Genomic DNA, 25,277 nt, shown 5'->3' on the forward strand with positions numbered 1-25,277 from the left:
GCCGACTACGATCACGTCGAAATGTTGGGGATAAAGCATAGCTATGACTCGAAAATGGGGGCGAAATGAGAAGGCGCACGCCTTGGCGCCCGATGAACTGCAGCCTGCAATTTTACCGGGCAGCCAATGGTCTGGCAGCAGGCCCTGAATAAGGCCCGGCCGCTCATGTTGGAACAAGCTCCCTAGTGGCCGCTGATGAATCCGCTTGATAATGACAGTTGGCACCACTGAGGAAGTCAGCAGATGAACACCAATCCCTTGTACCGCGCCGCGCCGCCCGCCGATCTCGACCAACTCGACAACGGACTTGAAGCCACGCTCAAGCTCCAGCGTGCTGCCTACTTTGCGCATCCCTACCCCAGCTTTTCAGAGCGCAAGGCTGACCTGCTCAAAATAAAAGCCCTCATCCGTGACAACCGCGACGCCATCGTGGCGGCCATCAGCGCGGACTATGGCAACCGCTCGCGCCATGAGACCCTTTTCGCCGAGATTTTCAGTGTCATGGACGGGGTGGATCACACCCTCAAACACCTGAAACAGTGGATGAAACCGCAGCGCCGGGGCGTCGACTGGAAGAATTTCTTTGGCGCCAGCAACCGCGTCATACCACAGCCCCTGGGCATTGTGGGTGCCATCGTGCCCTGGAATTTCCCGATCAATCTCAGCTTCAGCGGCCTGATTGCCACCTTCGCCGCAGGCAACCGCTCCATGGTGAAAATGTCGGAGAATTCCCGCCACTTGGCGAAACTGCTGATTGAAAAATGCCCGGCCTATTTCCCCCGGGAAAAGCTCGCCTTCTTCGACGAAACCGGCGGCGTCGGCATCGAGTTTTCCAAGCTCAAGTTCGACCACCTGCTGTTTACCGGCTCCGGGCTGACGGGCCGCGCCGTCATGGCAGCAGCAGCCCCCAATCTGTGCCCGGTGACCCTGGAAATGGGTGGCAAATCTCCCGCCATCATCTGCGACGACTACCCCTTGCGCAAGGCGGCTGAGCGTCTGCTGTTTGTGAAATGCTTCAACGCGGGACAAATTTGCACCACCGTCGACCACGCGTACCTCCCCACTGCCAAGGTGAACGAATTTGCGGCCATGGCCAAAGACATTGTGAGCACGCGCTACCCCACACTGGACACCCCTGACTACACTTCCATGATTGATGAACGCTCGTTCAACCGCGTGGTTGCCGCCCTCGAAGAAGCGCAAGAACGCGGCGCCACCCTGGTGCAACTCATCCCGGGCAAACAGTGGGACAGTGCCAGCCGCAAGATTGCCCCTCATATCGTGCTCAACGCACCCCCGGACTGCGCATTGCGCACCCGGGAAATCTTTGGTCCGGTGCTGCCGATCATTGCCTACACGTCGATTGAAGAGCCCATTGAAGCCATCAACGCCGGACCCCGTCCGCTGGCGCTGTACCCTTTCAGCAATGACAAACCCCTGGTGCACCACCTGTTGCGCCACGTCATGTCGGGTGGTGTCAGCGTGAACGATGGGCTATTCCATGTCGGCCAGCACGATCTCCCTTTTGGCGGCGTGGGCGACAGCGGCATGGGCCACTACCACGGTCACGACGGTTTCGTCACCTTCTCCAAAATGCGCCCGGTGTTCTACCAGGCGCCGTTCAGCGCCATCAAGTTCCTGTGGCCGCCCTATGGCAAATTCGCCACCCGCTACCTGGACTTCCTGACCCGCTAGCCTTATACCGCGACGGGCCCAAAGCGGCAATTTCTGCGCACACGCTCCGACACCGAACCCCACCCCTGCAGTCCCTGCAAGATGAGCCCCAGCATCTGCCCTTGCATATAGCCTTTTAGGCCGCAAGCCCTTGTACAGTAATGATATATCGCTATGTTTTTTGTAGCGCATTGACCGAATAACGATCGAAAACGGCGTCCGCCGCGCCTTCCAGCCCGAAGTCTCATACACTCCGGCCCACACGACGGCGGCCAGCATCGGCGCTGCACCCATTTTTTCAAACCGTTCACCCGAACATCCACCAAGACTTGGCATGAAGCTCTACTACTCCCCTGGCGCCTGCTCGCTATCGCCCCACATTGCACTGCAGGAGGCCGGCCTGGCTTTTGAAGCCATTCGCGCGCCGACCAAAACCCACCAGCTGGCGGACGGCACCGACTACTACACCATCAACCCACTCGGTTACGTGCCGCTGCTGGTACTCGACGACGGCACCCAGCTGCGTGAAGGCCCCGCCATCGTGCAGTACATCGCCGACCAGGTTCCGGCCAAACAACTGGCACCAGCCAACGGCACGTTTGCGCGCTACAAACTGCAGGAATGGCTCAACTTCATTGGCACCGAACTGCACAAAAGCTTTTCGCCGCTGTTCACCCCCGGCATGCCCGAAGAAGCCAAAACCATCGCCAAAACCCGTCTGAACTCGCGCCTGCAATGGGTCGACGGCGAGCTGGCCAAGGCGCCCTATTTGATGGGTGACACGTTCACGGTCGCCGACGGCTATCTGTTCGTGGTCGCGGGCTGGACCCAACATGTCGGCATCGATATCTCAGCCCTGGCTCACCTGAGCGCCTTCATGAGCCGCGTGGGTGAACGCCCCGCCGTGCAGGCCGCCCTGCGCGCCGAAGGCTTGCTCAAATAGCTGGCGCCAACACCTCGGTCGCGCCTGGGCGGGCGTAAAAAAAGCCGCTGGCTTGCAGCGGCTTTTTTGCAGTGTCCGGTCTGCCCGGGCAACCATGGGCTAACTCAATACTTCAATTTAAGCTTGTCGAGTTGCTCTTTGGTGATGGCAGGAACATCGCCCCGTGCCATCCAGCGATTGGGGTTCCAGCCGCCTTCGCCCACCCAAGCCTTGAGAACCTTCAGATTGGCGGCGCGTTGTTCATCGGTTTCACCCAAATGTTTGTACATATTGCCCGGCTTCTTGTCGGCATTGCCGCTGCCATCGTCGAGGCGGCGCATGAAGGCCCCAGAATCCGGATAGGCAATCAGTTGCAGCAGTGTTTCATACGTGCTCAGACGCGGGCCGGACTTTTCCTTGGTGTATTTTTCCTTGGCCAAATCGAATTCTTTGAGCGTCGGCGCTTCGGCCCCGTGACACTCATCACACTGGGCTTTGAGAATGGGCTGGACGTCAGCGCGGTAGGTAACGTCCGCGGCGAGTGCGGGTAAGGCCATCGTGGCGCAAGCCAGAATTCCCAGAACTTTAAATTTCATGCTGTGCTTCCTTTTAGTTTGACGAGGTGGTTGAATATAAAAATTGGAACTCGCTGCCGAATTCTATTCGGCTCAAATGACCTGCCAACTTTGCAGAGACTTTACGCTTGCCACCTTAAGACGCCGCGTAAAGAATTGTTAAGAATGTTCATGAGAAACGCCAGTTTATGGGCGTTTTGTCTCTGACAGAGTCGGCCATCCACAGGGGCTGTTGCCAATCCGCGGCTCGCCCGCGGGCCCGTGACCATACCGTAAAATTCCCGCAATCGATTTCATGGCACCACGAATTGAAAACTGTTCCGACCCTCTCCTTTTCCAAGCTCGGTTGCAGCCGGGGCGGTCGGCAACTCTTTCAGAATATTGACTGCGTTTTGGAATCCGGGCACTGGCTTTATGTGGCCGGGGCCAACGGTGTCGGCAAAACCAGCCTGCTGCGCATGGTGTGCGGTCTGGCACCGATCGAATCCGGTGAAATTTTCTGGAATGGCACCCCCATTCATGCCCAGGCCGATGCCTACCGGCAAGACCTGTGCTACCTGGGTCACCTCAATGCCCTGCAGGAATCCATGACCGTGCACGAGAACCTGGCGTTCACTGCGGCGCTGGGCGGCATGGCCCCTGACGCGGCGCAAACACAGTCGGTTCTGGCGCATTTTGGCGTCGCCGGTCGCGACCGCCAGTTGGTGCGCCATCTGTCGCAAGGTCAAAAGCGTCGCGTCGCCCTGTCCCGACTTGCTTTGAGCCAGGCCCGTTTGTGGGTGCTTGATGAGCCTTTTGTCGCCATGGACGAGGCCGGGGTGCGCATGTTGGCCGACCTGATCGCAGCGCATTTGACCCAAGGCGGCTTGGCCGTGCTGACCAGCCACCAACAGGTGGACATCGGCGCCATACCGGCCCAGCTGCTGGAGTTGCGCGCATGAAGAAGCTGGGATTGGGCTCGGTCCTGCTGGCCGTGCTGCGGCGCGAGGTCTCCCTGGCATTGCGGCAAAAAGGCGAGGTATTGACGCCGCTGGTATTTTTTGTCGTCATTGCCAGCCTGTTTCCGCTTGGCGTGGGGCCAGAATCAGCGCTCTTGCTGCGCATGGCACCCGGGGTGCTGTGGGTCAGTGCCTTGCTCGCAGCCATGCTGTCGCTGCAACGCCTGTTTGCCACCGATTACGCCGATGGTTCGCTGGAGCAGATGGCGCTGTCCAGCACACCCCTCGGTCTGCTGGTGCTGGCCAAGGCGCTGTCCCATTTTTTGCTGTCGGGCCTGCCCCTGGTGCTGATGGCACCCGTGCTCGGCTTGCAGTTCGGCCTGGATGGTCGGGCGCTGGGCATCTTGATGCTGACCCTGCTACTGGGTACCCCCACCTTGAGCCTGATTGGCAGCATCGGCGCGGCGCTGACCTTGGGCGTGCGTGGTGCAGGGGTATTGTTGTCGCTGTTAATCTTGCCGCTCTATATTCCGGTGCTGATCTTCGGCGCTGGCGCGGTAGAGGCCGACGCCGCCGGCCTCGGCATGGGCGGCCACCTGTCACTGCTGGCGGCATTGCTGGTGCTGTCGATATTTTTTGCGCCTTTGGCCACCACCACCGCCTTGAGGATTTCTCTGGAATGAATACCCGCGTGATTCACTGGTTCAAATTTGCCTCGCCGCAAAACTTTTATGTGCTGGCCGGGCGCATGCAGCCCTGGTTTACCGCCCTGGCAATCGTGCTGATGGCCGTCGGCTTGTGGATTTCGTTCTTTGTCGCCCCGACCGACGCACAGCAAGGCGAGGGCTACCGCATTATCTTTGTGCATGTGCCGGCGTCGCAAATGTCGATGTTCATTTATCTGGTGATGGCCGCCTGGGCCGGCTTTGGCCTGGCTTTTAATACCCGGCTCTCGGGCATGATGGCCTCGGCGCTGGCGCCCACGGGCGCCCTGTTTGCGTTCCTCTCGCTGATCACCGGCTCCTTGTGGGGCAAGCCGATGTGGGGCGCCTGGTGGGTCTGGGATGCACGCCTCACGTCCGAGCTGATCCTGTTGTTTTTGTACCTGGGCTTTCTGGCGCTGCAGTCAAGCATCGACGACCCGCGCCGCGCCGACAAGGCGTGTGCCGTGCTGGCGCTGGTGGGCGTGGTGAACGTGCCCATCATCTATTTTTCAGTCAAGTGGTGGAACACCCTGCACCAGGGAGCGTCGGTGTCCTTAACCCGTTCCCCGACCATGGCCAGCACCATGTTGGCCGGCATGTTGATCATGGTCGTCGCGTTCTGGATGTACACCATAGCGACGACGCTGGCACGCGTGCGCAACATCATTCTCGATCGTGAACGTCATACGGAGTGGGTCAAAAATGCAGTGGAATAGTGTTTCCGAATTTTTTGCCATGGGCGGCTACGCCTTCTATGTCTGGGGCAGCTTTGGGGTAACCGCTGCGGTGATGGGCATTGAGACGCTGGTCATTCGCCGCCAGCGTCAGGAACTTCTGCGCAATCTTCGCAACGAATTACTTTCCGAAGGAGCATCTTCATGAAACCTCGTCACAAACGCGCGGCCATCATTGCGGGCGGCTTGGCCGCTCTGGGCATCGCGGCCTATCTGGTCCTTAATGCCTTTCAAAGCAACCTGGTTTTTTTCTTCTCTCCAACACAGGTTTTTGCCGGCGAGGCGCCAAAAAACAGAGCGTTTCGCATTGGTGGCCTGGTCAAGGAGGGTACGGTCAAGCGTGACAACCTGACGGTGGCCTTTGTGGTGACCGATACCGCCAGGGAGGTGCCGGTCTCCTACACCGGCATCCTGCCGGACCTGTTCAAGGAGGGCAAAGGCGTGGTGGCACAAGGCAAGCTGGACGAGAACGGCCACTTTACTGCCACCGAGGTGCTGGCCAAGCACGATGAAAACTACATGCCACCCGAGGCCCAGCACGCCATGGACCAGGCAGAGATCCAAAAAGCTGCAAAAACGCTGAAATAAGAGGCTCACCATGATTCCTGAAATTGGTCATTTTTCTTTGATCCTGGCGCTCTTTGTGGCGCTGGCGTTGGGTGTTCTGAGCGTGGTCGGCGGCCAGCAGGGGCGCGCCGACTGGATGGCGATGGCACGCCCCGGCGCGCAAGCGTTGTGGTTGCTGACGGCCCTCTCCTTTGGCTGTCTGACCTATGCTTTTTTTACCAATGACTTCTCCGTCGCTTATGTGGCGCAGCATTCCAACTCGAAGCTGCCCGATATCTACCGCATTGCCGGCGTTTGGGGTGGGCACGAAGGCTCGCTGCTGCTGTGGCTGATGATGTTGTGCACCTGGATGATGGCGGTGTCGCTTTTTTCCCGTCAGTTGCCTGAGGTGATGGTATCGAGGGTGCTGGGTGTTTTGGCTCTGGTGGCGGTCGGTTTCCTGCTGTTCATGCTGATCACCTCTAATCCGTTTCTGCGCCTGAGCGACATTCCGGCCGATGGGCGCGATTTGAATCCGCTGCTGCAAGACCCCGGCCTGGTGTTTCACCCGCCCATGCTGTACATGGGTTACGTCGGCATGTCGGTGCCGTTTGCTTTTGCCATCGCCGCCCTGCTCAATGGCCGGCTTGACGCCGCCTGGGCGCGCTGGTCGCGGCCCTGGGCCACCGCGGCCTGGATTTGCCTGACGATCGGCATTGCGATGGGTTCCTGGTGGGCGTATTACGAGCTGGGCTGGGGCGGCTGGTGGTTTTGGGACCCGGTCGAAAACGCCTCCTTCCTGCCCTGGCTGGTCGGCACCGCGCTGATCCATTCCTTGGCCGTGACAGAAAAACGTGGACTTTTTCGCAACTGGACCATCATCCTGGCCATCACTGCGTTTTCCCTCAGCCTGTTGGGAACGTTCCTGGTCCGCTCCGGTGTGCTGACCTCGGTTCACGCCTTTGCCACCGACCCGAAACGCGGCGTGTTCATCCTGCTCTTCTTGTCCGTTGTGGTGGGTGGTTCACTCACCTTGTTTGCCATGCGCGCCAGCAAGGTCCGCGCCGGCGGCGCTTTTGCGCTGATGTCGCGCGAAACTTTTCTGCTGGTTAACAACGTCTTGCTCACCACCGCTGCGGCAGCGGTTTTGCTGGGAACCTTGTATCCGCTGATTGTGGATGCGCTCAACCTGGGCAAGCTGTCGGTCGGGCCACCGTACTTCAACTCGGTGTTTGCACCCATCATGCTGCCGGTGTTGTTTTTCATGGTGCTGGGTTCGTATGCGCGCTGGAAAAATGACAGCGTTGCGGAACTCACGAAAAAGCTGCGCCCGGTGGCCATTCTTTCGGTGCTGCTGGGCTGCAGCGCCCCGTTTCTTGCCGGCGAATGGTCGCCTTTGGTGGCGCTCAGTTTGACGCTGGTGTTCTGGATTGTGTTGGGCTCCGCGCAGCAAATCTACCGTCAGATGAAGGACACCGTGAACTGGAAATCCACCCCGATCTCGTTCTGGGGCATGCACATGGCACACATCGGCATTGCGGTGTTTGTGGTCGGTGTCACCATGGTCAAGGGGTATGAAACCGAAAAAGACGTGCGCATGGTGGTGGGCGACACGGTCGAAGTGGCTGATTACACCTTCCGCCTGACCGGTATCCGTGAGGTGCCGGGGCCCAATTACAACGCCGACCGCGGCGATGTGGAATTGATCCGTGACGGCAAGGTGCTCAAGACCCTGCATCCCGAGAAACGCACGTATTTCTCCTCCACCATGCCGATGACGGAAACCGCGATTGACAGCAATCTGCTGCGCGATGTCTATGTGTCGCTCGGCGAGCGTCTCGAAGGCGGCGACAAACCGGCCTGGGCGATGCGGGTCTACCACAAGCCCTTTATCGTCTGGATCTGGCTCGGCAGCCTGATGATGGCCTTGGGCGGCGGCATGGCTGCGCTCGACCGTCGCTATCGCCGCAAGGTCACCGCCAGCGCAGCAGCGGTCAATGCAAAAATCAAGGGCGTTGCAGCATGAAGAAGAAGCTGATTCCGCTCGGGCTTTTTATTGTCCTGGTGATCTTTCTGGCCATCGGTCTGACACGGGACCCGCACGAGATTCCATCACCGCTGATCGGCAAGGCGGCGCCGATGTTCACCGCGCCAAACCTGCATGAGCCCAGCCAGCAATTTTCGGCCAAGGACATGCTGGGCCAGGTCTGGCTGCTCAATACCTGGGCCTCCTGGTGCGTTGCCTGCCGGCAGGAGCACCCGATCCTGATGGAATTTGCCAAGACCAAGACACTGCCCATCATTGGACTGGACTACAAGGACAAAGACTCGGATGGCCTGAAATGGCTGGCGCGCTTTGGCGACCCTTACGACCACGCCATCACCGACAAAGACGGACGCATTGGCATTGACTTTGGCGTCTACGGCGTACCCGAGAGCTTTCTGATCGACAAAGCCGGTGTGATTCGCTACAAGCAGATCGGCCCCGTGACTGAAGAAGCCTTGCGCGACAAGATCGTGCCCTTGATCCGGGAGTTGCAAAAATGAAATACTGGCTGGCACTTGTACTGGCGCTGCAATGCGCACTTTCATCCTATGCCGGTGAAGCCCCGTTATTGGCGGAAGACCCGGTGGTGGAGCAGCGCATGATCGCTATTTCCGAAGAACTGCGCTGCCTGGTCTGCCAGAACGAGTCGCTGGCGGGCTCGCGGGCCGATCTGGCGCTGGACTTGCGCCGCGAGTTGCGCGAATTAATCAAGGCCAACAAGACCGATGCCGAAATCATGGAATACATGGTCAGCCGCTACGGCGACTTCGTGCGCTACCGCCCGGCCGTCAAACCGATTACCTGGCTACTGTGGTTTGGTCCCTTCCTGCTCCTGATCGGTGCCATCGTGATGCTGGTGCGCATGGTGCGCCGCAATCAGCGCAGCGCTGAATCGCCGGTGCTCGACGCCGCCCAGCGCAAAAAAGCACAGTCTCTTCTCAAAGATTCGGAAACTCCCTCATGACCGTCTTTATTGCAATCGCAGTGCTTTTGACACTGTTGGTAATGGCTTGGATAGTGCGTCCTTTGCTGCGCCCGGCGCCGGCGGCGGGCGTCTCCAGCGAGCGCCTGAACGCTTCCATCTATCGCGATCAACTCGATACGCTGGAGCGCGATCTGGCGCGCGGCGTCATCAGTCCAGCGGACTGTGAAGCCACCCGGGACGAATTGCAGCTGCGTCTGCTCGACGACACCGAGGAACCGGCGCCGATTCGGCACACCAGCGGCACCAGCATCTGGACCGGGCGATTGACCGCCGCGCTGATTGTCGTGCTGATGCCGCTCGGGGCTGCAGGCATGTACTGGCTGCTGGGCACGCCTGCGGCCATAGATCCGGCTGCGGCACAAAAAGCCAACGAAGATCAGGCCATGAAAATGGTCAACAGCCTGGCCGCTCGCTTGCAGGCCAACCCCGACAACCCCCAGGGTTGGGCCATGTTGGCGCGTTCCTACAAGGTGATGGGCCGCTTTGACGAGGCCGAACAAGCCTTCAAGAAGGCCGGTGACTTGGTCAATACCAATCCGGACCTGATGGTGGACTACGCCGACCTGTTGGCTGTACGTGCCAACAACAACATCGAAGGCAGGTCGCTGGAACTGGTAAACAAGGCTTTGAGCATAGACCCGCAGCATCCCATGGGTCTGATGATGGCCGGCGTGGCGGCCTATCGCCGCGCCGACTTCAAGGGCGCCGTGAATCGGTGGGAAACATTGCTGACGCTGCTTGAGCCCGGGTCACCCGATGCTCAGCAAGTGGAAACCGACATTGCCGATGCGCGCGCCAAAGCCGGCCTGCCAGCGGCACAAAAAGTAACTGCACCAACGGCTACCCCTGCGGCTGGGCCCGCCGCTGAAGCGGGCAAGCTGCCGCCGGTCGATCCCGCAGCGGCGGCGGCCATGACCCCGGAAATGATCAATCAAATGGTGGATCGCCTGGCTGCGCGTCAGAAAGCCAATCCGGATGACCTGCCGGGTTGGGTCCGGCTCGCGCATGCCTACAAGGTGCAGGGCCGCCTGGCAGATGCAGAACAAGCCTATGCCAAGGCCGGCAAACTGGTGGACAGTGATCCCGACTTGTTGACCCAGTATGCCGATGTACTGGCCACGCGTGCTGACAAGATTGAAGGCCGTCCGCTGGCCCTGGTGAACAAGGCACTGGCCTTGAACCCCAAGCACCCGACGGCTTTGATGATGGCCGGTACCGCCGCTTACCGGCGTGCTGACTATGCCCAAGCCGTGGCCCACTGGGAAAAAGTGTTAACCGTACTGCCGCCCGGTTCAAGTGACGCGAAACAGGTACAGGCTGAAATCGCCGACGCACGAGTCAAAGGCGGATTGGGCTTGCTGGCCAAACCTTAATTGCTATAAATTGGATAGCTGCTTACCCAATAAATACGGGGGCTAGCGGCCAGTTTTCTATAAATTTTCGGCGCTCTTTACCTTCAGAATGCAGGAGGCGGGCGCCTCACCCTACGGCCAGACCCTCATCCACACACTGGATCGCACGGGTCTTTGCCGGTCACCAGGCCGATGTAGGACGTCAAAGCGTTTGACCCCTTTCCATCGGCATCCCCCGACACTTTTTTTGCGCAGCCACCCGTCACAGGGGCTCGTGACTCGCGCACCGCTGCCGCACCACCTCCATGGTCGCGCTTCAGCCACCCTGTTCCCTCACTAAGCTCTGGCGCCAGCGCAGCATGCCCGGCGCCGATAAGCCGACCACGCTGATTCACCGTGATTTATCAAGTTCTGTCAAAGGATAAAGCTGTGCATAGTGTTGGCACAATTAGCGACTTATCCACATTAATATTCACATCCAGAAGTTATCCAGATCCCGGGTACAAAACAAAAGCATAGTCACCCACATGGGTCGACCACATCCAAGTGTTTGATTTGCTTACATAAAATTCGCTTATCCCCATGTCGGACCAATCCTTATCTACTACTACTATTTATAAACAGTAGAAAGATAGAAGATAAGAGTGGAGAAATTATTTCGTGCCCTCTGATCCAACCCGGACGCAAGCGGCCCCACTTTCACCCGGCTTGGCGTGACGCACGGGCCGAACCAGTCAATCAAGTAAAATTCAGGCTCGCCACACGCTGTTTCTCAATCTCGGATCGTGTCGGCCTTGCCGCTCTTCGAATCGTTCTCAACTGATTAAAAAGTTTTCCTTAGCCATTGCCTTTCATGTCTGTTTCTTCCGCAGCCAATCCACCCAGCTCCGTACCGGCGTCTTTTGAAATCAAAAGCGCCCAATTACCGCTGGTAGCACTGCTGCTCAAGACCCCTGACTGGGACTTGCTGGCTTCTGATTTGTTGAAGCAATTTGGTCCACAGGGCGAAAGTCCCGATTTTTTTGATAACGACCCCCTGGTGCTTGATTTCTCGTCTCTGCCGCCAGACAGCCCCGTGCAAGACCTCAAACCCCTGCTGCAGACCTTGCGGGCTTGTCGCCTGCTGGCAGTGGCGGCGCGTGGCGCCGGCGCCGTGTGGATGCAAGCAGCGCTGGCGCTGGGCTTGGTGGAGGCGCCGCTTGATTTGCCGCGTGTGCGCCCGGTGCGTGCCGAGCCGGTGAAGCCGGCGGCCGTTGTGGAGCCGGTACGCGAGGCGGCGCGTAAAGTCCCTGGCCCGGCCACACTGGTGATTGACAAGCCGCTGCGCTCCGGCCAAAAAATTTATGCCCGTGGGGGTGACCTGGTGGTGCTGGCCATGGTCAACCAAGGGGCCGAGGTGGTGGCCGACGGTAATATCCATGTTTATGCGCCCTTGCGTGGCAAAGCCATGGCGGGCGCCAGTGGCAACACCCAGGCCCGCATATTTTCTTTGTGCCTGGAGCCCGAGCTGATCTCGATTGCCGGGGTCTACCGCACCAGTGAGAATCCGCTGGCACCTGACATCCATGGCAAGCCAGCGCAAGTGCGTTTGAGCAATGATGGGCAGGACAAGTTACTGTTTGAAGCACTAAACACCTGAGCGTCACGCGCGTGCCATCACGCAAGCAGCGCTGACAATGTTTTAATTTGAATTTTCGTGAAAGACAGCTTCCCCATGGCAAAAATAATCGTAGTGACCTCCGGCAAGGGCGGCGTGGGCAAGACCACCACCAGCGCCAGCTTTGCAACCGGTCTGGCCTTGCGCGGGCACAAGACGGCTGTGATCGACTTCGACGTCGGCCTGCGCAACCTGGACTTGATCATGGGTTGTGAGCGCCGCGTGGTGTATGACCTGATCAACGTCATCCACGGTGAAGCCAACCTGAACCAGGCGCTGATCAAAGACAAACAGTGCGACCACCTGTATGTGCTGGCCGCCTCGCAAACCCGCGACAAAGACGCCCTGACGCAAGACGGCGTCGAAAAGGTGCTGAGCGATCTGACCGCCATGGACTTTGAATTCATCGTCTGCGATTCACCTGCGGGCATTGAAACCGGCGCCCTGATGGCGATGCACTTTGCCGACGAAGCGCTGGTGGTGACCAACCCCGAAGTGTCTTCGGTGCGCGACTCGGACCGCATTCTGGGCATGCTGTCGAGCAAGACCCGGCGCGGCATGGAGGGTCTGGAGCCCGTCAAGGAGCATTTGCTCATCACCCGCTACAACCCGGCCCGCGTCGACCAGGGCCAGATGCTGTCGCTGGAAGACATCCAGGATATTTTGCGTATCAAACTGATTGGTGTCATTCCCGAGAGTGAAGCCGTGCTGCAGGCGTCCAACCAGGGTGTGCCGGCGGTGCACATGAAGGGCAGCGATGTGTCGGAAGCCTACAAGGACGTGATTGACCGCTTCTTGGGTGAAGAAAGACCCATGCGCTTTACCGACGCACCCAAACAAGGGTTTCTGAAGCGGCTCTTCGGGGGGAAATAGCATCATGTCTTTTTTCTCATTTTTTGTTGGCGAGAAGAAAAAATCCGCCAGCGTCGCCAAGGAGCGGCTGCAGATCATCCTGGCGCATGAGCGCAGCGGCCGCAACGCCGCCGAGCCCGACTACCTGCCCGCTTTGCAACGCGAGTTGATGGCGGTCATCAGCAAGTACGTCAAGATCAATCTGGAAGACATCAAGGTCAATGTGGAGCGCCAGGACGACCTGGAGGTGCTCGAAGTCAAAATCGAGCTGCCCGACTCGCGTTAGCCAGTTCAATCGACGCGGCCGCCGCTCAACTGCGCTACCTCCTGACGCAGTTCCGCCTGCGCCGATTTAATAGCTGTCTGTGCTTATTACACGGCGGCTACAGCCTGATTTGTCATACATTTCCGCTGATTGGGCACAGACCCTGGAACGGCCCTGCCGAAGGACGCATCGTCATTGGTCGTCATGAAATGTCACCTCCGAGACAGTTATTTTGGTTGAAAGGCAAGAAATACCGGGTAAAGAAGCAAAAATGCTTTTTTTCAAGAAACCTGATCTTTTGAGTAGAAACCCTGATCTGGATCATGGACATGTGTGTTCAAAATGGTGCCGTCATTTTCTACAACAGGAGACTCACTTGATTGATAGCAAAACCCCCCGCCGCCGCAGTTTGCTTAAAGGCGTCGCCTTGGCCGCTGGTGCCATGTCTGCCCCCATGATCGCCAAAGCGCAAACCGGTCCGATCTCCATGCGCTGGCAGAGTACCTGGCCGGCTAAAGACATCTTTCATGAGTACGCCCTGGACTACGCCAAGAAGGTGAACGACATGACCGGCGGCGATCTCAAAATCGAGGTTCTGCCTGCCGGTGCGGTGGTGCCTGCGTTCGGGCTGCTGGAGGCGGTGTCCAAGGGCACGCTCGACGGTGGGCACGGCGTGTTGGGCTACCACTACGGCAAGCAGAATGCCTTGGCGCTGTGGAATTCCGGTCCGGCGTTCGGCATGGATGCCAACATGATGCTGGCCTGGCACAAGTACGGTGGCGGGGCCGAGCTGCTGGCGAAACTCTACGCCTCCATCGGCGGCAATGTGCAGTCCTTCCTGTACGGCCCGATGGCCACGCAGCCACTGGGCTGGTTCAAGAAGCCCATCACAAAGCCGGACGATTTCAAGGGCCTCAAGTTCCGTACCAATGGCCTGGCGATCGATTTGTTCACTGCCATGGGTGCCGCAGTGAATGCGCTTCCCGGTGGCGAGATCGTGCCTGCCATGGACCGCGGTCTGCTCGATGGGGCTGAGTTCAACAATTCCTCCTCGGACCGTCTGCTGGGCTTTCCCGATGTGTCCAAGGTCTGCATGCTGCAAAGCTACCACCAGAGCGCCGAAACGTTCGAGATCATGTTCAACAAGACCAAATACGATGCCTTGCCCCCGAAAATGAAGGCGATCATCGCGGGCGCAACGGAGGCCGCGTCGGCCGAGATGTCCTGGAAAGCGATTGATCGCTACTCCAAGGACTACATCGAGCTGCAGACCAAGGACAAGGTCAAGTTCTACAAGACCCCGGATTCGATTCTGCAGGCTCAACTCAAACTATGGGATGCCATTATTGAAAAGAAGTCGGCTGAAAACCCCTTGTTCAAGGAAGTCGTCGCATCGCAGAAGGCATTTGCCGAGCGCGCCGTGAAGTGGGATCAGGACACCTACGTCAGTCGCCGTATGGCCGTGAGCCATTTCTTCCCAGCCAAGAAGGCCTGAGCGTTTTTTTGCAGCATCCATCGGCCATTCGGATCTTGTCCGGATGGCTGATTTTATTTGAGCAGACCAGACTATGCAGAAATTGCTTCTTGCGATGGACAGGATCAGCACCTTTGTCGGGCAGTCGTTTTCCTGGCTCATCGTCGCCCTCACGTTCATGATCTCCTGGGAAGTGTTCTCGCGCTATGCGCTGGACAATCCGCACCCCTGGGCCTTCGACGTCATGAGCATGATGTACGGCAGCCTGTTCATGATGGCGGGCGCCTACACCTTGTCCAAGAATGGCCATGTACGCGGTGACGTGCTCTATGGCTTTTTCCCGCCGCGCTTGCAGGCCGGTCTGGACCTGGCGCTGTACATTCTGTTTTTCATTCCGGGGGTGTTTGCGATGGCCTGGGCCGGCTACAACTATGCCGCTGACTCCTGGGCCATCAACGAACATTCGAATATCACCGCCAACGGCCCACCGGTTTACCCGTTCAAGACCATCATCCCCCTTGCCGGAGCCTTTCTGCTGGCGCAAGGTCTGGTCGAAATCGTGCGTTGCATCGTCTGTCTGCAGCAGGGTAAGTGGCCCTCACGCGGAGAAGATGTCGAGGAAGTGGACGTTGAAAAACTGAAGGAAATGGTGCACGTGAAGGACGAAGACATCGCCAAACTCGATGCCTTCGTCGTCCATCCGCAGGAGAGCCAGAAATGAGAAAAGAAGTCTGGTTCGGGCTCACGATCATGGCCGCCGTCGTGCTTGCGGCATTTATCCTGTTGCCGTCGCCCTCGATGATGAGTAACGGCCATCTGGGTCTGCTCATGCTGGCGCTGGTCGTGGTCGCCATCATGCTTGGCTTTCCCACTGCGTTCACCCTGATGGGCATGGGCATGGTGTTCGCCTGGATCGCTTACCGAAGTCAGAATCCCGGCTTGGCGGTGCAGCAGACGCTGGACTTGATGGTGCAGCGCACCTATTCGGTGATGTCCAATGACGTGCTGATTTCCATTCCCCTGTTCGTGTTCATGGGCTACCTGATAGAGCGCGCCAACCTGATCGAGAAGCTGTTCAAGAGCATGCACCTCGCCACTGCGCGCGTGCCGGGTTCGCTGGCGGTGGCGACCATCATCACCTGCGCGATCTTCGCCACCGCGACCGGCATTGTGGGCGCCGTGGTCACGCTGATGGGTCTGCTGGCCTTGCCCGCCATGCTGCGCGCCGGCTACAGCGTGCAGCTCTCGGCCGGTGCCATCACGGCGGGCGGCTGTCTGGGTATTCTGATCCCGCCGTCGGTCATGCTGATTGTGTACGGGGCCACCGCTGGCGTGTCGGTGGTCAAACTCTACGCGGGCGCTTTTTTCCCCGGCCTCATGCTGGCGGGTCTGTACATCGTCTACGTGATTGTGCTGGCCAAGCTCAAGCCCAGTCTTGCGCCACCCATGTCGGCCCAAGAGCGGCACGTGCCCTTGCCCGCCTTCGCGGAAATTGTCTCCAGCACCATCAGCAAAAGGGTGTTGCCGGGGCTGATGGGTGCGATCAAGGGCAAGCGCAATGCGGCGGTGCCGATGCGCACGCTGCTCAACCACCTGTTCATCGCCCTGCTGCCGGCGCTGGCGGTCGTGTTGATCATGGGTACCGTGTTTCTGAAGGTGACGGCGCCGGTCGAGCCGGAAGTGCCCGAGGGCGTGGTCGCGATGGGTAGCGCGGCCCTGGGCACGGTCGGGGAAGAGACAGCCGACGCCGGGGGCTTGCAGGAGCCTGAACCTGAGAGCGGCTTGCAGGAGCCCCCCAGTGACGAGGCAACGCAAGCACCCGCAGCCAGCGTAGCCGCGGAGACAGAGGCAGTGAAGCCGGGTGCGCTGATCGTGGCCGAACCGGTTGCCGCGTCTGAGCGCGTGCCTGCGCCAGCGAGTTTCTGGATCGGGCTGGTCAGCTGCGCGGTTGCGCTGGCGCTGTTCTATGCCATCTTCAGTTTCGCCCGGCTGGAGATCTTCAAGATGCTGCTGGGATCGTTCTTTCCGCTGGCGATCATGATCCTGGCGGTGTTGGGCACCATCGTGTTCGGACTGGCGACACCGACGGAGGCGGCGGCGATGGGATCGATGGGCGGCTTGGTCCTGGCGGCGGCCTACCGGCGACTCAACCTCGGGGTGTTGAAGGAATCGGTCTACCTCACCGCGAAGACCAGCGCCATGGTGTGCTGGCTGTTCGTTGGCTCCAGCATTTTCTCGGCCGCATTCGCCCTGCTGGGTGGCCAGGAGATCATTAACACTTGGGTACTGTCCATGGACATGACGCCGGTGCAGTTCATGATCCTGGCCCAGGTCGTGATCTTTCTGCTGGGCTGGCCGCTGGAGTGGACCGAGATCATCGTGATCTTCATGCCAATTTTCATCCCGCTGCTGCCGCACTTCGGCATCGATCCGCTGTTCTTCGGTCTGCTGGTGGCACTGAACCTGCAAACGGCCTTTCTCAGCCCCCCGGTGGCGATGGCTGCGTTTTACCTGAAGGGCGTGAGCCCGCCGCATGTGACGCTGAATCAGATCTTTGCCGGTATGTTGCCCTTCATGGCCATCCAGGTGTTTGCGATTATCTTGCTCTACCAGTTTCCGGCGATCGGCTTGTGGCTGCCGCAGTTGCTGTACAAATAATCTGACGGCATTGGAATAAGAAGTTGAACAGAGGGCGCAGAGGCGCCCTCTGTTTCTTGAGTGGCTTAGATTGAGCGATGACCCAGTCAACCGTCAAGCCACCAACATGCTATTGTTTTAATAGCGCCTTTCGTAATGAACACGGGGTCTACAGCCCGATTTTTCATAAATTACTGGTGATTTGGCACAGGCCCTAGAATGGCTGCCAAAGGGAGACGGCATGTCGCCAGAGCAAAAAGCCAGGGTCAGCATTGACACGCTGCTGCAGCAAGCAGGCTGGCACGTCTGCCACATGGCGGACGCCAACATCCACGCCGCCCGTGGTGTGGCCCTGCGTGAATTCCCGCTCAACCCCGGCTACGGCTTTGCCGACTATCTGCTCTACATCGACGGCAAAGCTGCTGGCGTGATCGAGGCCAAGAAAGAGGGCAGCACGCTGACCGGCGTCGAGGTGCAGTCCGCTCGTTACGCCCAGGGCCTGCCCGCCAGGCTGCCCGCCTGGGTGCGCCCTTTGCCGTTCAGCTACGAGTCCACCGGCATAGAGACCCACTTCACTCAGGGCCTGGACCCGCAGCCGCGCGCCCGAGCCGTGTTTGCCTTTCATCGGCCCGAGACACTGGCGGCCTTTCTGAAGAACTCCCAATCCGTTCGCCCGGACCAAATTGCCGTTCGCCCTGAGCCTGTCGAAGGGCCAGCTTCGACAAGCTCAGCCCGAACGGCGGAAGAACCAAGACCGGCATATGGAACTGCCGCCACCTTCCTGGCCCGCCTGCAAAACATGCCGCCCTTGATAGAAAACGGCTTGTGGCCCGCCCAAATCATCGCCATCCGCAACCTGGAGGCGTCGCTCAAAGCCAACAAACCCCGCGCCCTGATCCAGATGGCCACCGGCAGCGGCAAGACCTTTACCAGCATCAGCTTCATCTACCGCCTCATCAAGTTCGCCGGGGCCAAACGCGTGCTGTTTCTGGTGGACCGGGGCAACCTCGGCCGCCAGACCAAAAAAGAGTTTGACCAATACACCTCGCCCTATAACAACTACAAGTTTGGAGAGGAATACATCGTCCAGCACCTGCAAAGCAACCAGCTCGACACCACGGCCCGCGTCACCATCTGCACCATCCAGCGCCTTTTTTCAATGCTCAAGGGCCGGGAGCTAAGCGCCGAAGACGATGAGCAAAGCGTCGATGGCCTCGGTAACCTGTTCGCCAAGCCCGACCCCATCGGCTACAACCCCGCCTTCCCCATAGAGACCTTTGACATCATCGTCACCGACGAAGCCCACCGCTCCATCTACAACCTGTGGCGCCAGGTGCTGGAGTACTTTGACGCGTATCTGATTGGCCTGACTGCCACGCCCTCCAAGCAAACCTTTGGCTTCTTCAACCAGAACCTGGTCATGGAATACGGCCACCAGCAGGCCGTGGCCGATGGTGTCAACGTCAACTACGACGTGTACCGCATCCGCACCCAGGTCAGTGAACAGGGTGCGCAGGTGGAGGCGGGCTACTCCGTGGGTTATCGCGATCGCCTCACCCGCAAAACCCGCTGGCAAGAGCTGGATGAAGACATGGCTTACGACGCCGACGCGCTGGACCGCGCCGTGCAAACGCCCGACCAGATCCGCACCATAGCCCGCACCTTCCGCGACAAGCTGTTCACGGAGATATTTCCCGGCCGCACCGAGGTGCCCAAGACCATCGTGTTTGCCAAAGACGACAACCACGCCGAAAAGATTGTCGAAATACTGCGCGAAGAGTTTGGCAAGGGCAATGACTTTGCCCAGAAGATCACCTACCGCACCACCGGCGAAAAGCCCGAGAACCTGATCAGCGCCTTCAGAAACAGCTACTTCCCGCGCATCGCCGTTACCGTGGACATGATCGCCACCGGCACCGACATCAAGCCGGTGGAAATTGTCATGTTCATGCGCTCGGTCAAAAGCCGCAACTTCTTTGAGCAGATGAAAGGCCGCGGCGTGCGCATCATCCCGCCGACCGACCTGCAGGCCGTCACCCCCGACGCCAAAGCCAAAGACCACTTCGTTATCGTCGATTGCGTGGGCGTGTGCGAGCAAGACAAAACCGACTCCGCCCCCATGGACCAGAAAAAGTCCGTGCCCTTCGACAAACTGCTGCAAGCCGTGGCGCTGGGCAATGTGGAACCCGAAGTGCTGTCCAGCGTCGCCGCTAGGTTGGCCCGGCTGGACCGCGAGCTGACCGAGCCCGACAAACTCAAGATAGTGCAAGCCTCTGGCGGCCATTCCCTCAAAGATCTGGCGCGCGGCATTGTGGACGCGCTCGACCCCGACAACTGGCAAGCAGACTCCACGGGAGCCGTTCGCCCTGAGCTTGTCGAAGGGCTCATGCAAGCCGCCGTCAGACCCCTGTGCGACCCCGCCCTGCGCAACCTGCTCATCGACCTGAAAAGACAAGCCGAGCAAATCATCGACACGGTGACGCAAGACACTCTGCTGGAAGCCGACTTCTCCGAGGCCGCCAGTGACCGCGCCAAAGGCACCGTGGAAAGTTTCGAGAAGTTCATCGCCGAGCACAAGGACGAAATCACAGCGCTACAAATTTTGTATCAACAACCCCAGCGTTTACGGGGGCTACAGGCCGAAACACTCACATTTGACGCGCTCAGGACCTTGGCTGATGCACTGCAAGCCCCGCCGAATTTGTGGACCGAGGGCCAGCTGTGGCAAGCCTACGCAGCGCTGGACAAGAGCAAGGTCAAAGGCGAAAACCGCCGCCGCATCCTGACCGACCTGGTCAGCCTGGTGCGCTTTGCCATGCACCAGGACAACGAGCTGGTGCCTTTCCCCGAGCGCGTCAATGCCAACTTCAGAGCCTGGCTGGCGCAGCAGCAGACTGCATGGGATGCAAAAAATCCCGTTCGTCCCAACGCCTCATCCGTTCGCGCTGACTCCTCATCCGCTCGCCCTGAGCCTGTCGAAGGGCCTTTCACCAAAGAACAACTCCACTGGCTAGACATGATCCGCGAACACATAGCAGGCAACTTGACGATAGTGCCCGACGACTTTGAATACTCCCCCTTCGCCCAGCAAGGCGGCATGGGCCGCGTGTACCAACTGTTTGGCGCGGAACTGCCCACGGTGCTTGAAGCGATGAATCGGGAGTTGGCGGCGTGAGTGCACCAGTGATGGTTCGCCTTCGCGATCTTGGCAACTGGGCGGGCGGTAACACTCCGTCAAAAGCAAATCCAGCCTATTGGACTGATGGCACGGTGCCCTGGGTATCGCCGAAGGATATGAAAATTCACGAGATCATTTCGTCCGAAGATCGAATCACGGAACTTGCTCTCGCTGACGGACGCGTGTCGATGGTGCCCGAAGGCTCGATCCTGTTTGTCACGCGGAGCGGTATCTTGTCGCACACATTTCCGGTCGCGATTACCAAACTCCCTGTCACCATCAATCAGGACCTAAAGGCGCTCACACCGAAAGAAGGGATTTCACCTAAGTACGTCGCTCACGCGATTCGAGGCGCGAGCCAGCGCATCCTGAGAGAGTGCGCAAAGAACGGAACGACAGTTGCGTCAATTGAGACGAGTCGGTTGCTTGATTTCGCAATTCCGATTGGCGGAATGGGCGAGCAATTGGAAATCGTCGCCGAACTCGAAAAGCAGTTCTCCCGCCTCGACGAAGCCGTCGCCAACCTCCAGCGCGTCAAGGCCAACCTCAAACGCTACAAGGCCTCTGTCCTCAAAGACGCCGTAGAAGGCCGCCTCGTCCCCCTTGAGGCCGAACTAGCCCGCCGCGAAGGTCGAAGCTTCGAAACCGGCGAGCAGCTTTTGCAGCGGATTCTTGAGGCCCGGCGGAGCATATGGAAAGGCAAATACGATTCGCCAACACCGCCCGTGTGTCCTGTCGATGTTGAGATTCCGAAGGGGTGGACTTGGGTCACAGTGTCCCAGGCAATGCGTGAACGTATCGTCAATGGCCTGTCAATCAAAGAAAGCCAAATCCCGACTGAAGTCAGGGCCTTGCGGTTGAGCGCGATGAGTGACCAGGGACTGGATTTTGATGACTTCCGTTGTTTGCCCATCGATCCGGCGAAGGTTGAAGACATTGTTATTTGTGAGTCCGACTTCTTCGTTTCTCGCGGAAACGGCAGTCTTGAGCTCGTTGGGCGCGGAAGTCCCGCTCAAAAGCCCAAGCAGGCGATCATCTTCCCCGACACGATGATGCGGATTCGGTTTACCGAAGTGGCTAGTGTTGGACCTTGGTTTCACGCGTTGTGGTCAACACGATTGGTCCGTCGGCAAATCGAAAAACGAGTCAAAACAACGGCAGGTATCTACAAGATGGCGCAACCGGAGCTTGCTTCAATAACCATTCCACTGCCACCTTTGGCAGAGCAATCGCGGATCGTTACGGAAGTTGATCGTCGCTTGTCGCTCGTTCGCGGTGTCGAGCGAGAGGTTGACGCCAACCTCAAGCGCTCGTGGTCACTGAGGCAGGCCACTCTGCAGAAGATGTTCGAAGTCAGCTGAATCAGGGGAATTGATGGCAAATAAGGCAAATTTCAAAGTTGATCCGAAGCTCGCAAGCTTGCTTGGAGAGGGCTACCGATCTACAGAGCATGCGCTCAAAGAGTTGATCGACAACGCGTGGGATGCGGATGCGACGAAATTGACGGTTGCATTGCCCGATGCCATGACTGATGCACCGATTGTTGTGTCGGACAACGGAAGCGGCATGACAGAACAGGAGTTGCTGAACGAATATCTGGTCGTTGCGAATGACCGCCGCTCGCGGAAAGGTGATCTGACCGCCACCTTGAAACGGCGGGTCAAGGGCCGCAAGGGGATTGGCAAATTTGCGGGTCTGATGGTTGCAGGGATCATGGAAATTGAAACCACCGCACGGGGGCGTACGACGCGCGTCGTTGTTTCAAAGGAGAACCTCATGAACGCTACGCGTGATCTAGAACGATTCGACTTGCCAATCACGGTAAGTGATGCAGCTAAGGACGCGCACGGAACGACGGTGACTTTACGCGAACTCAATCAGCGCTTCTCCTTTCCGCTTCCGGAAAAATTGAAGAATCTATTGGTCGTTGAATATGGGCGCGAGGCCGACTTTGATGTCAAGGTAAACGGCGTCGGCCTGGGTCTTGATGATCTTCAGGGAAGCAGCTACTCGCACAGTCAGGCCGTAGCGCATGCTGGCAGCATCCGGTTGTCCTACAAGGTGGCCGACAGCAATCAGGCAATAAAGCAAGCTGGTATTGTTCTTCGCGTGGCTGGAAAAATTGTTGGGCGACCAAGCTATTGGGGTCTTGAGGATGATCCTGAAGTTCCAGCCAAGCTCCTGCGGAAGCTTTATGGGGAGGTTGAAGCGGACAGTCTATTGGATGGCGTTACTGCGGACTGGGGTGACATCATTGAGAACGACAAGGCCTATCAGGCAATCAAGCCTGTGATTCAGGCGCACATCAAGACCGCCCTTGGTGAGGTTTTTACGAAAGAAATGAACCTCCAGAGGGCAAGGCTTCAACAGCAACTGAACGCCCGTTTGTCAAGACTTCCTGAGTATCGTCAGCGCTATGCCCGATTGGCGCTTGAGAAGGTAATGAAGCGTTTCTATGGGGAAAGCGAAGAGCGAATTGAAACAGTCGCTTCCGTTGTCCTGGACGCGTTGGAAAAGGATGAATACTGGTCAATCCTTCAGCATATCGACGAAAGCCCAAGCGGGGACATTGAAGCACTCGCGGGGGCGCTGGCGGAATTCGGGTTGGTAGACATGGCGCAAATGGCAAACCAGACTCGCAGTAGGCTACAACTGCTTGATCATCTTGAAAGTCTGATTCGCAGTCCCGTGACATTGGAAAAGTCGATTCACCAAACGATCGAAAAAAACCTATGGATTCTCGGCGCTGAATACACGCTGATTGCCTCAAATAAAACCACTGCGAGGACGATTCAGGAATACACAGACAGTAAATTTGTTGGGGAACGTGCATCACGGCGCCCGGATCTTTTTCTTGGTCAGCGGTTGAATGGTGAGTATTTGCTCATTGAGTTCAAGCGTCCTTCTAAGGAAATTTGCCGTGATGATCAGCGTCAAGCTGCCGAATATCGTGACGATCTTGAGCCGCGATTTGGATCGGTTGAAATTCTTCTGCTTGGTAAAGCCCGTGATGCAACGACCCAACCTCATAACGATTCGCCAAGAATGAAAGTGTTTGGTTACGAGGCTTTGGTTAGTGCGGCACGAACGCAGCTTGGCTGGCTTTTGGGGCAACTGACACAAGCGTAGGAAACGCATCGCTGGATGCCAATCAATCAACCAACCAACAGACCCCATGCGCCAACTTGACCTTTTCCCCGCCCTCCAGTCCAGCACCGAGGACATCGACACCGAATTCAAATCGGCGCGCGGTGGTGTGGCCAACACCCAGGGCGGCACCATTGTTTTCTATGTTCCTTATACGACTGAAGAGCCATGACTGACCTTGCAACCCTCGCCCGCTGGCTTGTCGCTCCCGCCGAGCATGAGCATCTCGAATTCAAGGAGGCCAAGCAGCAGTACGACACCACCAAGCTTTTACGCTACTGTGTGGCGTTGGCCAATGAGGGCGGTGGGCATATCGTGTTGGGTGTGTCCGACAAGCCACCGCGTCGCGTGGTCGGTACGCAAGCCTTTGCTGCGCTGACGGACCTCAACAAAATCAAGGCCTACATCGTTGAGAAGTTGCGCATTCGGGTGGATGCGACAGAGCTGATGCATCCCGATGGACGCGTTTTAGTGTTTGAAGTGCCAACACGTCCCGTGGGTCAGCCGCTGGATTTTGAAGGCGCGTACCTGATGCGTGCTGGGGAAGACTTGGTGCCAATGACCCCTGACTACTTACGACGCATTTTTTCCGAGGGGCAGCCTGACTGGTTTGTGCAGTCTGCCAAGGTGGATGCCAGCGCGGACGACGTCATAGCGTTGCTGGACACGCAAACTTATTTTGAGTTGTTGAAGTTGCCGTATCCCACGACGCGTGATGCGGTGCTGGCACGCTTGCAGGCAGAGGCGCTGATTGTGCCCAGTGAGTCTGGGTGGGCCATCTCCAACATGGCGGCCATTTTGTTGGCCAAACGGCTGGACGCGTTTTCGCCCGCGTTGGCGCGCAAGGCGGCGCGAGTGATCATCTACGAGGGCACCAACAAGCTCAACACCAAAGACGACAAGCCCGGGTTGCGTGGTTACGCGGTCGGGTTTGGCAGCTTGGTGGACTTTGTGCACTCGGCGGCACCGCAAAATCGCTTTGTCGAGCAGGCGGTGCGAGAGGAAGTAAAGATGTTCCCCAAGCAGGCGCTGCGTGAGTTGATTGCCAATGCCTTGGTGCATCAGGACTTTTTGGCATCCGGTGCGTCTGTGATGATTGAGTTGTACTCGGATCGTGTGGAAATTTCCAACCCCGGCACGCCGCCCATCAAAGTGGAGCGTTTTATTGATGAATATCGCTCGCGCAACGAGCGACTGGCTGACCTCATGCGCAGACTTGGCATTTGTGAGGAAAAGGGCAGCGGGGTGGATAAAGTGATTCATGCCGCCGAGGTGTACCAGCTCCCGGCGCCTGACTTCCGGGTGGGTGAGATGCGCACTACGGCACTGCTGTTTGCGCATCAGGATTTTGCGGACATGAGCAAGGGTGACCGTGTTCGCGCCTGTTATCAGCATTGCTGCCTGATGTACGTGACCAATCAGCGCATGTCCAACCAATCCCTGCGGCTGCGGTTTGGGCTGGGTGAGGACAAAACGGTGGTCACGTCCCAGGTGATTGGCGCGGCAAAAGAGGCCGGTCTAATCAAAGCCGATGAATCGGAGACTACCTCGACCCGCTATGCGCGGTATTTGCCATTTTGGGCCTAATGG

General features: G+C 58.3%; 23 protein-coding genes. 22 read left to right on the forward strand and 1 reads right to left on the reverse strand.

Going from position 1 to position 25,277, the window contains the following annotated elements; genetic code table 11:
- The first annotated feature begins 243 nt into the window (after positions 1–243).
- The gene (locus WA157_RS06960) at positions 244–1,695 is read left to right on the forward strand and encodes a coniferyl aldehyde dehydrogenase (protein ID WP_422620262.1); all 1,452 of its coding nucleotides are present in this window, start codon (positions 244–246) and stop codon (positions 1,693–1,695) included.
- A gap of 313 nt (positions 1,696–2,008) precedes the next feature.
- Complete coding sequence (gene gstA / locus WA157_RS06965; RefSeq protein ID WP_422620263.1) at positions 2,009–2,617, forward strand: glutathione transferase GstA; 609 nt, start codon at positions 2,009–2,011, stop codon at positions 2,615–2,617.
- 104 nt (positions 2,618–2,721) lie between these two features.
- On the opposite strand, the gene WA157_RS06970 is transcribed toward gstA, so the two are convergent.
- On the reverse strand, positions 2,722–3,192 hold the full coding sequence (locus WA157_RS06970) for a cytochrome C (protein ID WP_422620264.1): 471 nt from the start codon (positions 3,190–3,192) through the stop codon (positions 2,722–2,724).
- A gap of 287 nt (positions 3,193–3,479) precedes the next feature.
- Between WA157_RS06970 and ccmA the strand changes: the two genes are divergently transcribed.
- The 20 genes from ccmA (at position 3,480) to WA157_RS07070 (ending at position 25,274) form a co-directional block, all read left to right on the forward strand.
- Positions 3,480–4,112, forward strand: coding sequence for a cytochrome c biogenesis heme-transporting ATPase CcmA (gene ccmA, locus WA157_RS06975; RefSeq protein ID WP_422620265.1), 633 nt, complete (start codon positions 3,480–3,482; stop codon positions 4,110–4,112).
- Complete coding sequence (ccmB, locus tag WA157_RS06980) at positions 4,109–4,792, forward strand: heme exporter protein CcmB (RefSeq protein ID WP_011462379.1); 684 nt, start codon at positions 4,109–4,111, stop codon at positions 4,790–4,792. Before ccmA ends, ccmB begins: the two co-directional genes overlap by 4 nt.
- Positions 4,789–5,529 carry a heme ABC transporter permease gene (locus WA157_RS06985; protein WP_011462378.1) on the forward strand — a complete coding sequence of 247 codons (741 nt, stop codon included), beginning with the start codon at positions 4,789–4,791 and terminating at the stop codon, positions 5,527–5,529. Before ccmB ends, WA157_RS06985 begins: the two co-directional genes overlap by 4 nt.
- Positions 5,516–5,695: a heme exporter protein CcmD gene (ccmD, locus tag WA157_RS06990; protein ID WP_011462377.1), complete on the forward strand. Its 180-nt coding sequence runs from the start codon at positions 5,516–5,518 to the stop codon at positions 5,693–5,695. The genes WA157_RS06985 and ccmD overlap by 14 nt, the downstream gene beginning before the upstream one ends.
- Positions 5,692–6,135, forward strand: a complete 444-nt coding sequence (gene ccmE, locus WA157_RS06995; RefSeq protein ID WP_422620266.1) for a cytochrome c maturation protein CcmE — start codon at positions 5,692–5,694, stop codon at positions 6,133–6,135. The genes ccmD and ccmE overlap by 4 nt, the downstream gene beginning before the upstream one ends.
- A 10-nt stretch (positions 6,136–6,145) precedes the next feature.
- A complete protein-coding gene (locus WA157_RS07000) occupies positions 6,146–8,119 on the forward strand; it encodes a heme lyase CcmF/NrfE family subunit (RefSeq protein WP_422620267.1) in 1,974 nt (657 codons plus the stop codon).
- Positions 8,116–8,640 carry a DsbE family thiol:disulfide interchange protein gene (locus WA157_RS07005; protein ID WP_422620268.1) on the forward strand — a complete coding sequence of 175 codons (525 nt, stop codon included), beginning with the start codon at positions 8,116–8,118 and terminating at the stop codon, positions 8,638–8,640. Before WA157_RS07000 ends, WA157_RS07005 begins: the two co-directional genes overlap by 4 nt.
- Positions 8,637–9,104, forward strand: a complete 468-nt coding sequence (locus tag WA157_RS07010; RefSeq protein ID WP_422620269.1) for a cytochrome c-type biogenesis protein — start codon at positions 8,637–8,639, stop codon at positions 9,102–9,104. The genes WA157_RS07005 and WA157_RS07010 overlap by 4 nt, the downstream gene beginning before the upstream one ends.
- The gene (gene ccmI / locus WA157_RS07015) at positions 9,101–10,498 is read left to right on the forward strand and encodes a c-type cytochrome biogenesis protein CcmI (protein ID WP_422620270.1); all 1,398 of its coding nucleotides are present in this window, start codon (positions 9,101–9,103) and stop codon (positions 10,496–10,498) included. The genes WA157_RS07010 and ccmI overlap by 4 nt, the downstream gene beginning before the upstream one ends.
- Before the next feature lie 832 nt (positions 10,499–11,330).
- Positions 11,331–12,116, forward strand: a complete 786-nt coding sequence (gene minC, locus WA157_RS07020) for a septum site-determining protein MinC (protein ID WP_422620271.1) — start codon at positions 11,331–11,333, stop codon at positions 12,114–12,116.
- 75 nt (positions 12,117–12,191) lie between these two features.
- Entirely contained in the window at positions 12,192–13,007 is an 816-nt protein-coding gene (gene minD / locus WA157_RS07025) for a septum site-determining protein MinD (protein ID WP_011462370.1), read from the forward strand.
- Positions 13,008–13,011: 4 nt separating this feature from the next.
- A complete protein-coding gene (gene minE, locus WA157_RS07030; RefSeq protein ID WP_011462369.1) occupies positions 13,012–13,272 on the forward strand; it encodes a cell division topological specificity factor MinE in 261 nt (86 codons plus the stop codon).
- Between the two features lie 421 nt (positions 13,273–13,693).
- Entirely contained in the window at positions 13,694–14,746 is a 1,053-nt protein-coding gene (locus WA157_RS07035) for a TRAP transporter substrate-binding protein (protein WP_422620297.1), read from the forward strand.
- Between the two features lie 73 nt (positions 14,747–14,819).
- Positions 14,820–15,446 (forward strand): TRAP transporter small permease subunit, encoded by a 627-nt coding sequence (locus WA157_RS07040; protein ID WP_422620272.1) that lies wholly within the window; start codon positions 14,820–14,822, stop codon positions 15,444–15,446.
- The gene (locus WA157_RS07045; protein ID WP_422620273.1) at positions 15,443–17,383 is read left to right on the forward strand and encodes a TRAP transporter large permease; all 1,941 of its coding nucleotides are present in this window, start codon (positions 15,443–15,445) and stop codon (positions 17,381–17,383) included. Before WA157_RS07040 ends, WA157_RS07045 begins: the two co-directional genes overlap by 4 nt.
- Positions 17,384–17,603: 220 nt before the next feature.
- Entirely contained in the window at positions 17,604–20,537 is a 2,934-nt protein-coding gene (locus WA157_RS07050; RefSeq protein WP_422620274.1) for a type I restriction-modification enzyme R subunit C-terminal domain-containing protein, read from the forward strand.
- Positions 20,534–21,901 carry a restriction endonuclease subunit S gene (locus WA157_RS07055; protein WP_422620275.1) on the forward strand — a complete coding sequence of 456 codons (1,368 nt, stop codon included), beginning with the start codon at positions 20,534–20,536 and terminating at the stop codon, positions 21,899–21,901. The genes WA157_RS07050 and WA157_RS07055 overlap by 4 nt, the downstream gene beginning before the upstream one ends.
- Positions 21,902–21,914: 13 nt before the next feature.
- A complete protein-coding gene (locus WA157_RS07060) occupies positions 21,915–23,669 on the forward strand; it encodes a Shedu anti-phage system protein SduA domain-containing protein (RefSeq protein WP_422620276.1) in 1,755 nt (584 codons plus the stop codon).
- A gap of 46 nt (positions 23,670–23,715) precedes the next feature.
- Entirely contained in the window at positions 23,716–23,859 is a 144-nt protein-coding gene (locus WA157_RS07065; RefSeq protein WP_422620277.1) for a hypothetical protein, read from the forward strand.
- Positions 23,856–25,274 carry an ATP-binding protein gene (locus WA157_RS07070; RefSeq protein ID WP_422620278.1) on the forward strand — a complete coding sequence of 473 codons (1,419 nt, stop codon included), beginning with the start codon at positions 23,856–23,858 and terminating at the stop codon, positions 25,272–25,274. The genes WA157_RS07065 and WA157_RS07070 overlap by 4 nt, the downstream gene beginning before the upstream one ends.
- Positions 25,275–25,277 lie beyond the last annotated feature (3 nt).

The organism is Rhodoferax ferrireducens, assembly GCF_049302455.1.
Classification (GTDB): Bacteria; Pseudomonadota; Gammaproteobacteria; order Burkholderiales; family Burkholderiaceae_C; genus Rhodoferax; species Rhodoferax ferrireducens_B.

What these genes read in the sequence shown, in the direction of transcription:
- gstA (WP_422620263.1), top strand. Translation starts at nt 2,009, where the DNA reads ATGAAGCTCTACTACTCCCCTGGCGCCTGCTCGCTATCGCCCCACATT.
- ccmB (WP_011462379.1), top strand. Translation starts at nt 4,109, where the DNA reads ATGAAGAAGCTGGGATTGGGCTCGGTCCTGCTGGCCGTGCTGCGGCGC.
- WA157_RS07035 (WP_422620297.1), top strand. Translation starts at nt 13,694, where the DNA reads ATGTCTGCCCCCATGATCGCCAAAGCGCAAACCGGTCCGATCTCCATG.
- ccmI (WP_422620270.1), top strand. Translation starts at nt 9,101, where the DNA reads ATGACCGTCTTTATTGCAATCGCAGTGCTTTTGACACTGTTGGTAATG.
- WA157_RS07070 (WP_422620278.1), top strand. Translation starts at nt 23,856, where the DNA reads ATGACTGACCTTGCAACCCTCGCCCGCTGGCTTGTCGCTCCCGCCGAG.
- WA157_RS07040 (WP_422620272.1), top strand. Translation starts at nt 14,820, where the DNA reads ATGCAGAAATTGCTTCTTGCGATGGACAGGATCAGCACCTTTGTCGGG.
- WA157_RS07005 (WP_422620268.1), top strand. Translation starts at nt 8,116, where the DNA reads ATGAAGAAGAAGCTGATTCCGCTCGGGCTTTTTATTGTCCTGGTGATC.
- WA157_RS06985 (WP_011462378.1), top strand. Translation starts at nt 4,789, where the DNA reads ATGAATACCCGCGTGATTCACTGGTTCAAATTTGCCTCGCCGCAAAAC.
- ccmE (WP_422620266.1), top strand. Translation starts at nt 5,692, where the DNA reads ATGAAACCTCGTCACAAACGCGCGGCCATCATTGCGGGCGGCTTGGCC.
- WA157_RS06960 (WP_422620262.1), top strand. Translation starts at nt 244, where the DNA reads ATGAACACCAATCCCTTGTACCGCGCCGCGCCGCCCGCCGATCTCGAC.
- ccmD (WP_011462377.1), top strand. Translation starts at nt 5,516, where the DNA reads ATGCAGTGGAATAGTGTTTCCGAATTTTTTGCCATGGGCGGCTACGCC.
- WA157_RS07010 (WP_422620269.1), top strand. Translation starts at nt 8,637, where the DNA reads ATGAAATACTGGCTGGCACTTGTACTGGCGCTGCAATGCGCACTTTCA.
- minC (WP_422620271.1), top strand. Translation starts at nt 11,331, where the DNA reads ATGTCTGTTTCTTCCGCAGCCAATCCACCCAGCTCCGTACCGGCGTCT.
- minE (WP_011462369.1), top strand. Translation starts at nt 13,012, where the DNA reads ATGTCTTTTTTCTCATTTTTTGTTGGCGAGAAGAAAAAATCCGCCAGC.
- WA157_RS07060 (WP_422620276.1), top strand. Translation starts at nt 21,915, where the DNA reads ATGGCAAATAAGGCAAATTTCAAAGTTGATCCGAAGCTCGCAAGCTTG.
- WA157_RS07050 (WP_422620274.1), top strand. Translation starts at nt 17,604, where the DNA reads ATGTCGCCAGAGCAAAAAGCCAGGGTCAGCATTGACACGCTGCTGCAG.
- WA157_RS06970 (WP_422620264.1), bottom strand. Translation starts at nt 3,192, where the DNA reads ATGAAATTTAAAGTTCTGGGAATTCTGGCTTGCGCCACGATGGCCTTA.
- WA157_RS07065 (WP_422620277.1), top strand. Translation starts at nt 23,716, where the DNA reads ATGCGCCAACTTGACCTTTTCCCCGCCCTCCAGTCCAGCACCGAGGAC.
- WA157_RS07000 (WP_422620267.1), top strand. Translation starts at nt 6,146, where the DNA reads ATGATTCCTGAAATTGGTCATTTTTCTTTGATCCTGGCGCTCTTTGTG.
- WA157_RS07045 (WP_422620273.1), top strand. Translation starts at nt 15,443, where the DNA reads ATGAGAAAAGAAGTCTGGTTCGGGCTCACGATCATGGCCGCCGTCGTG.
- minD (WP_011462370.1), top strand. Translation starts at nt 12,192, where the DNA reads ATGGCAAAAATAATCGTAGTGACCTCCGGCAAGGGCGGCGTGGGCAAG.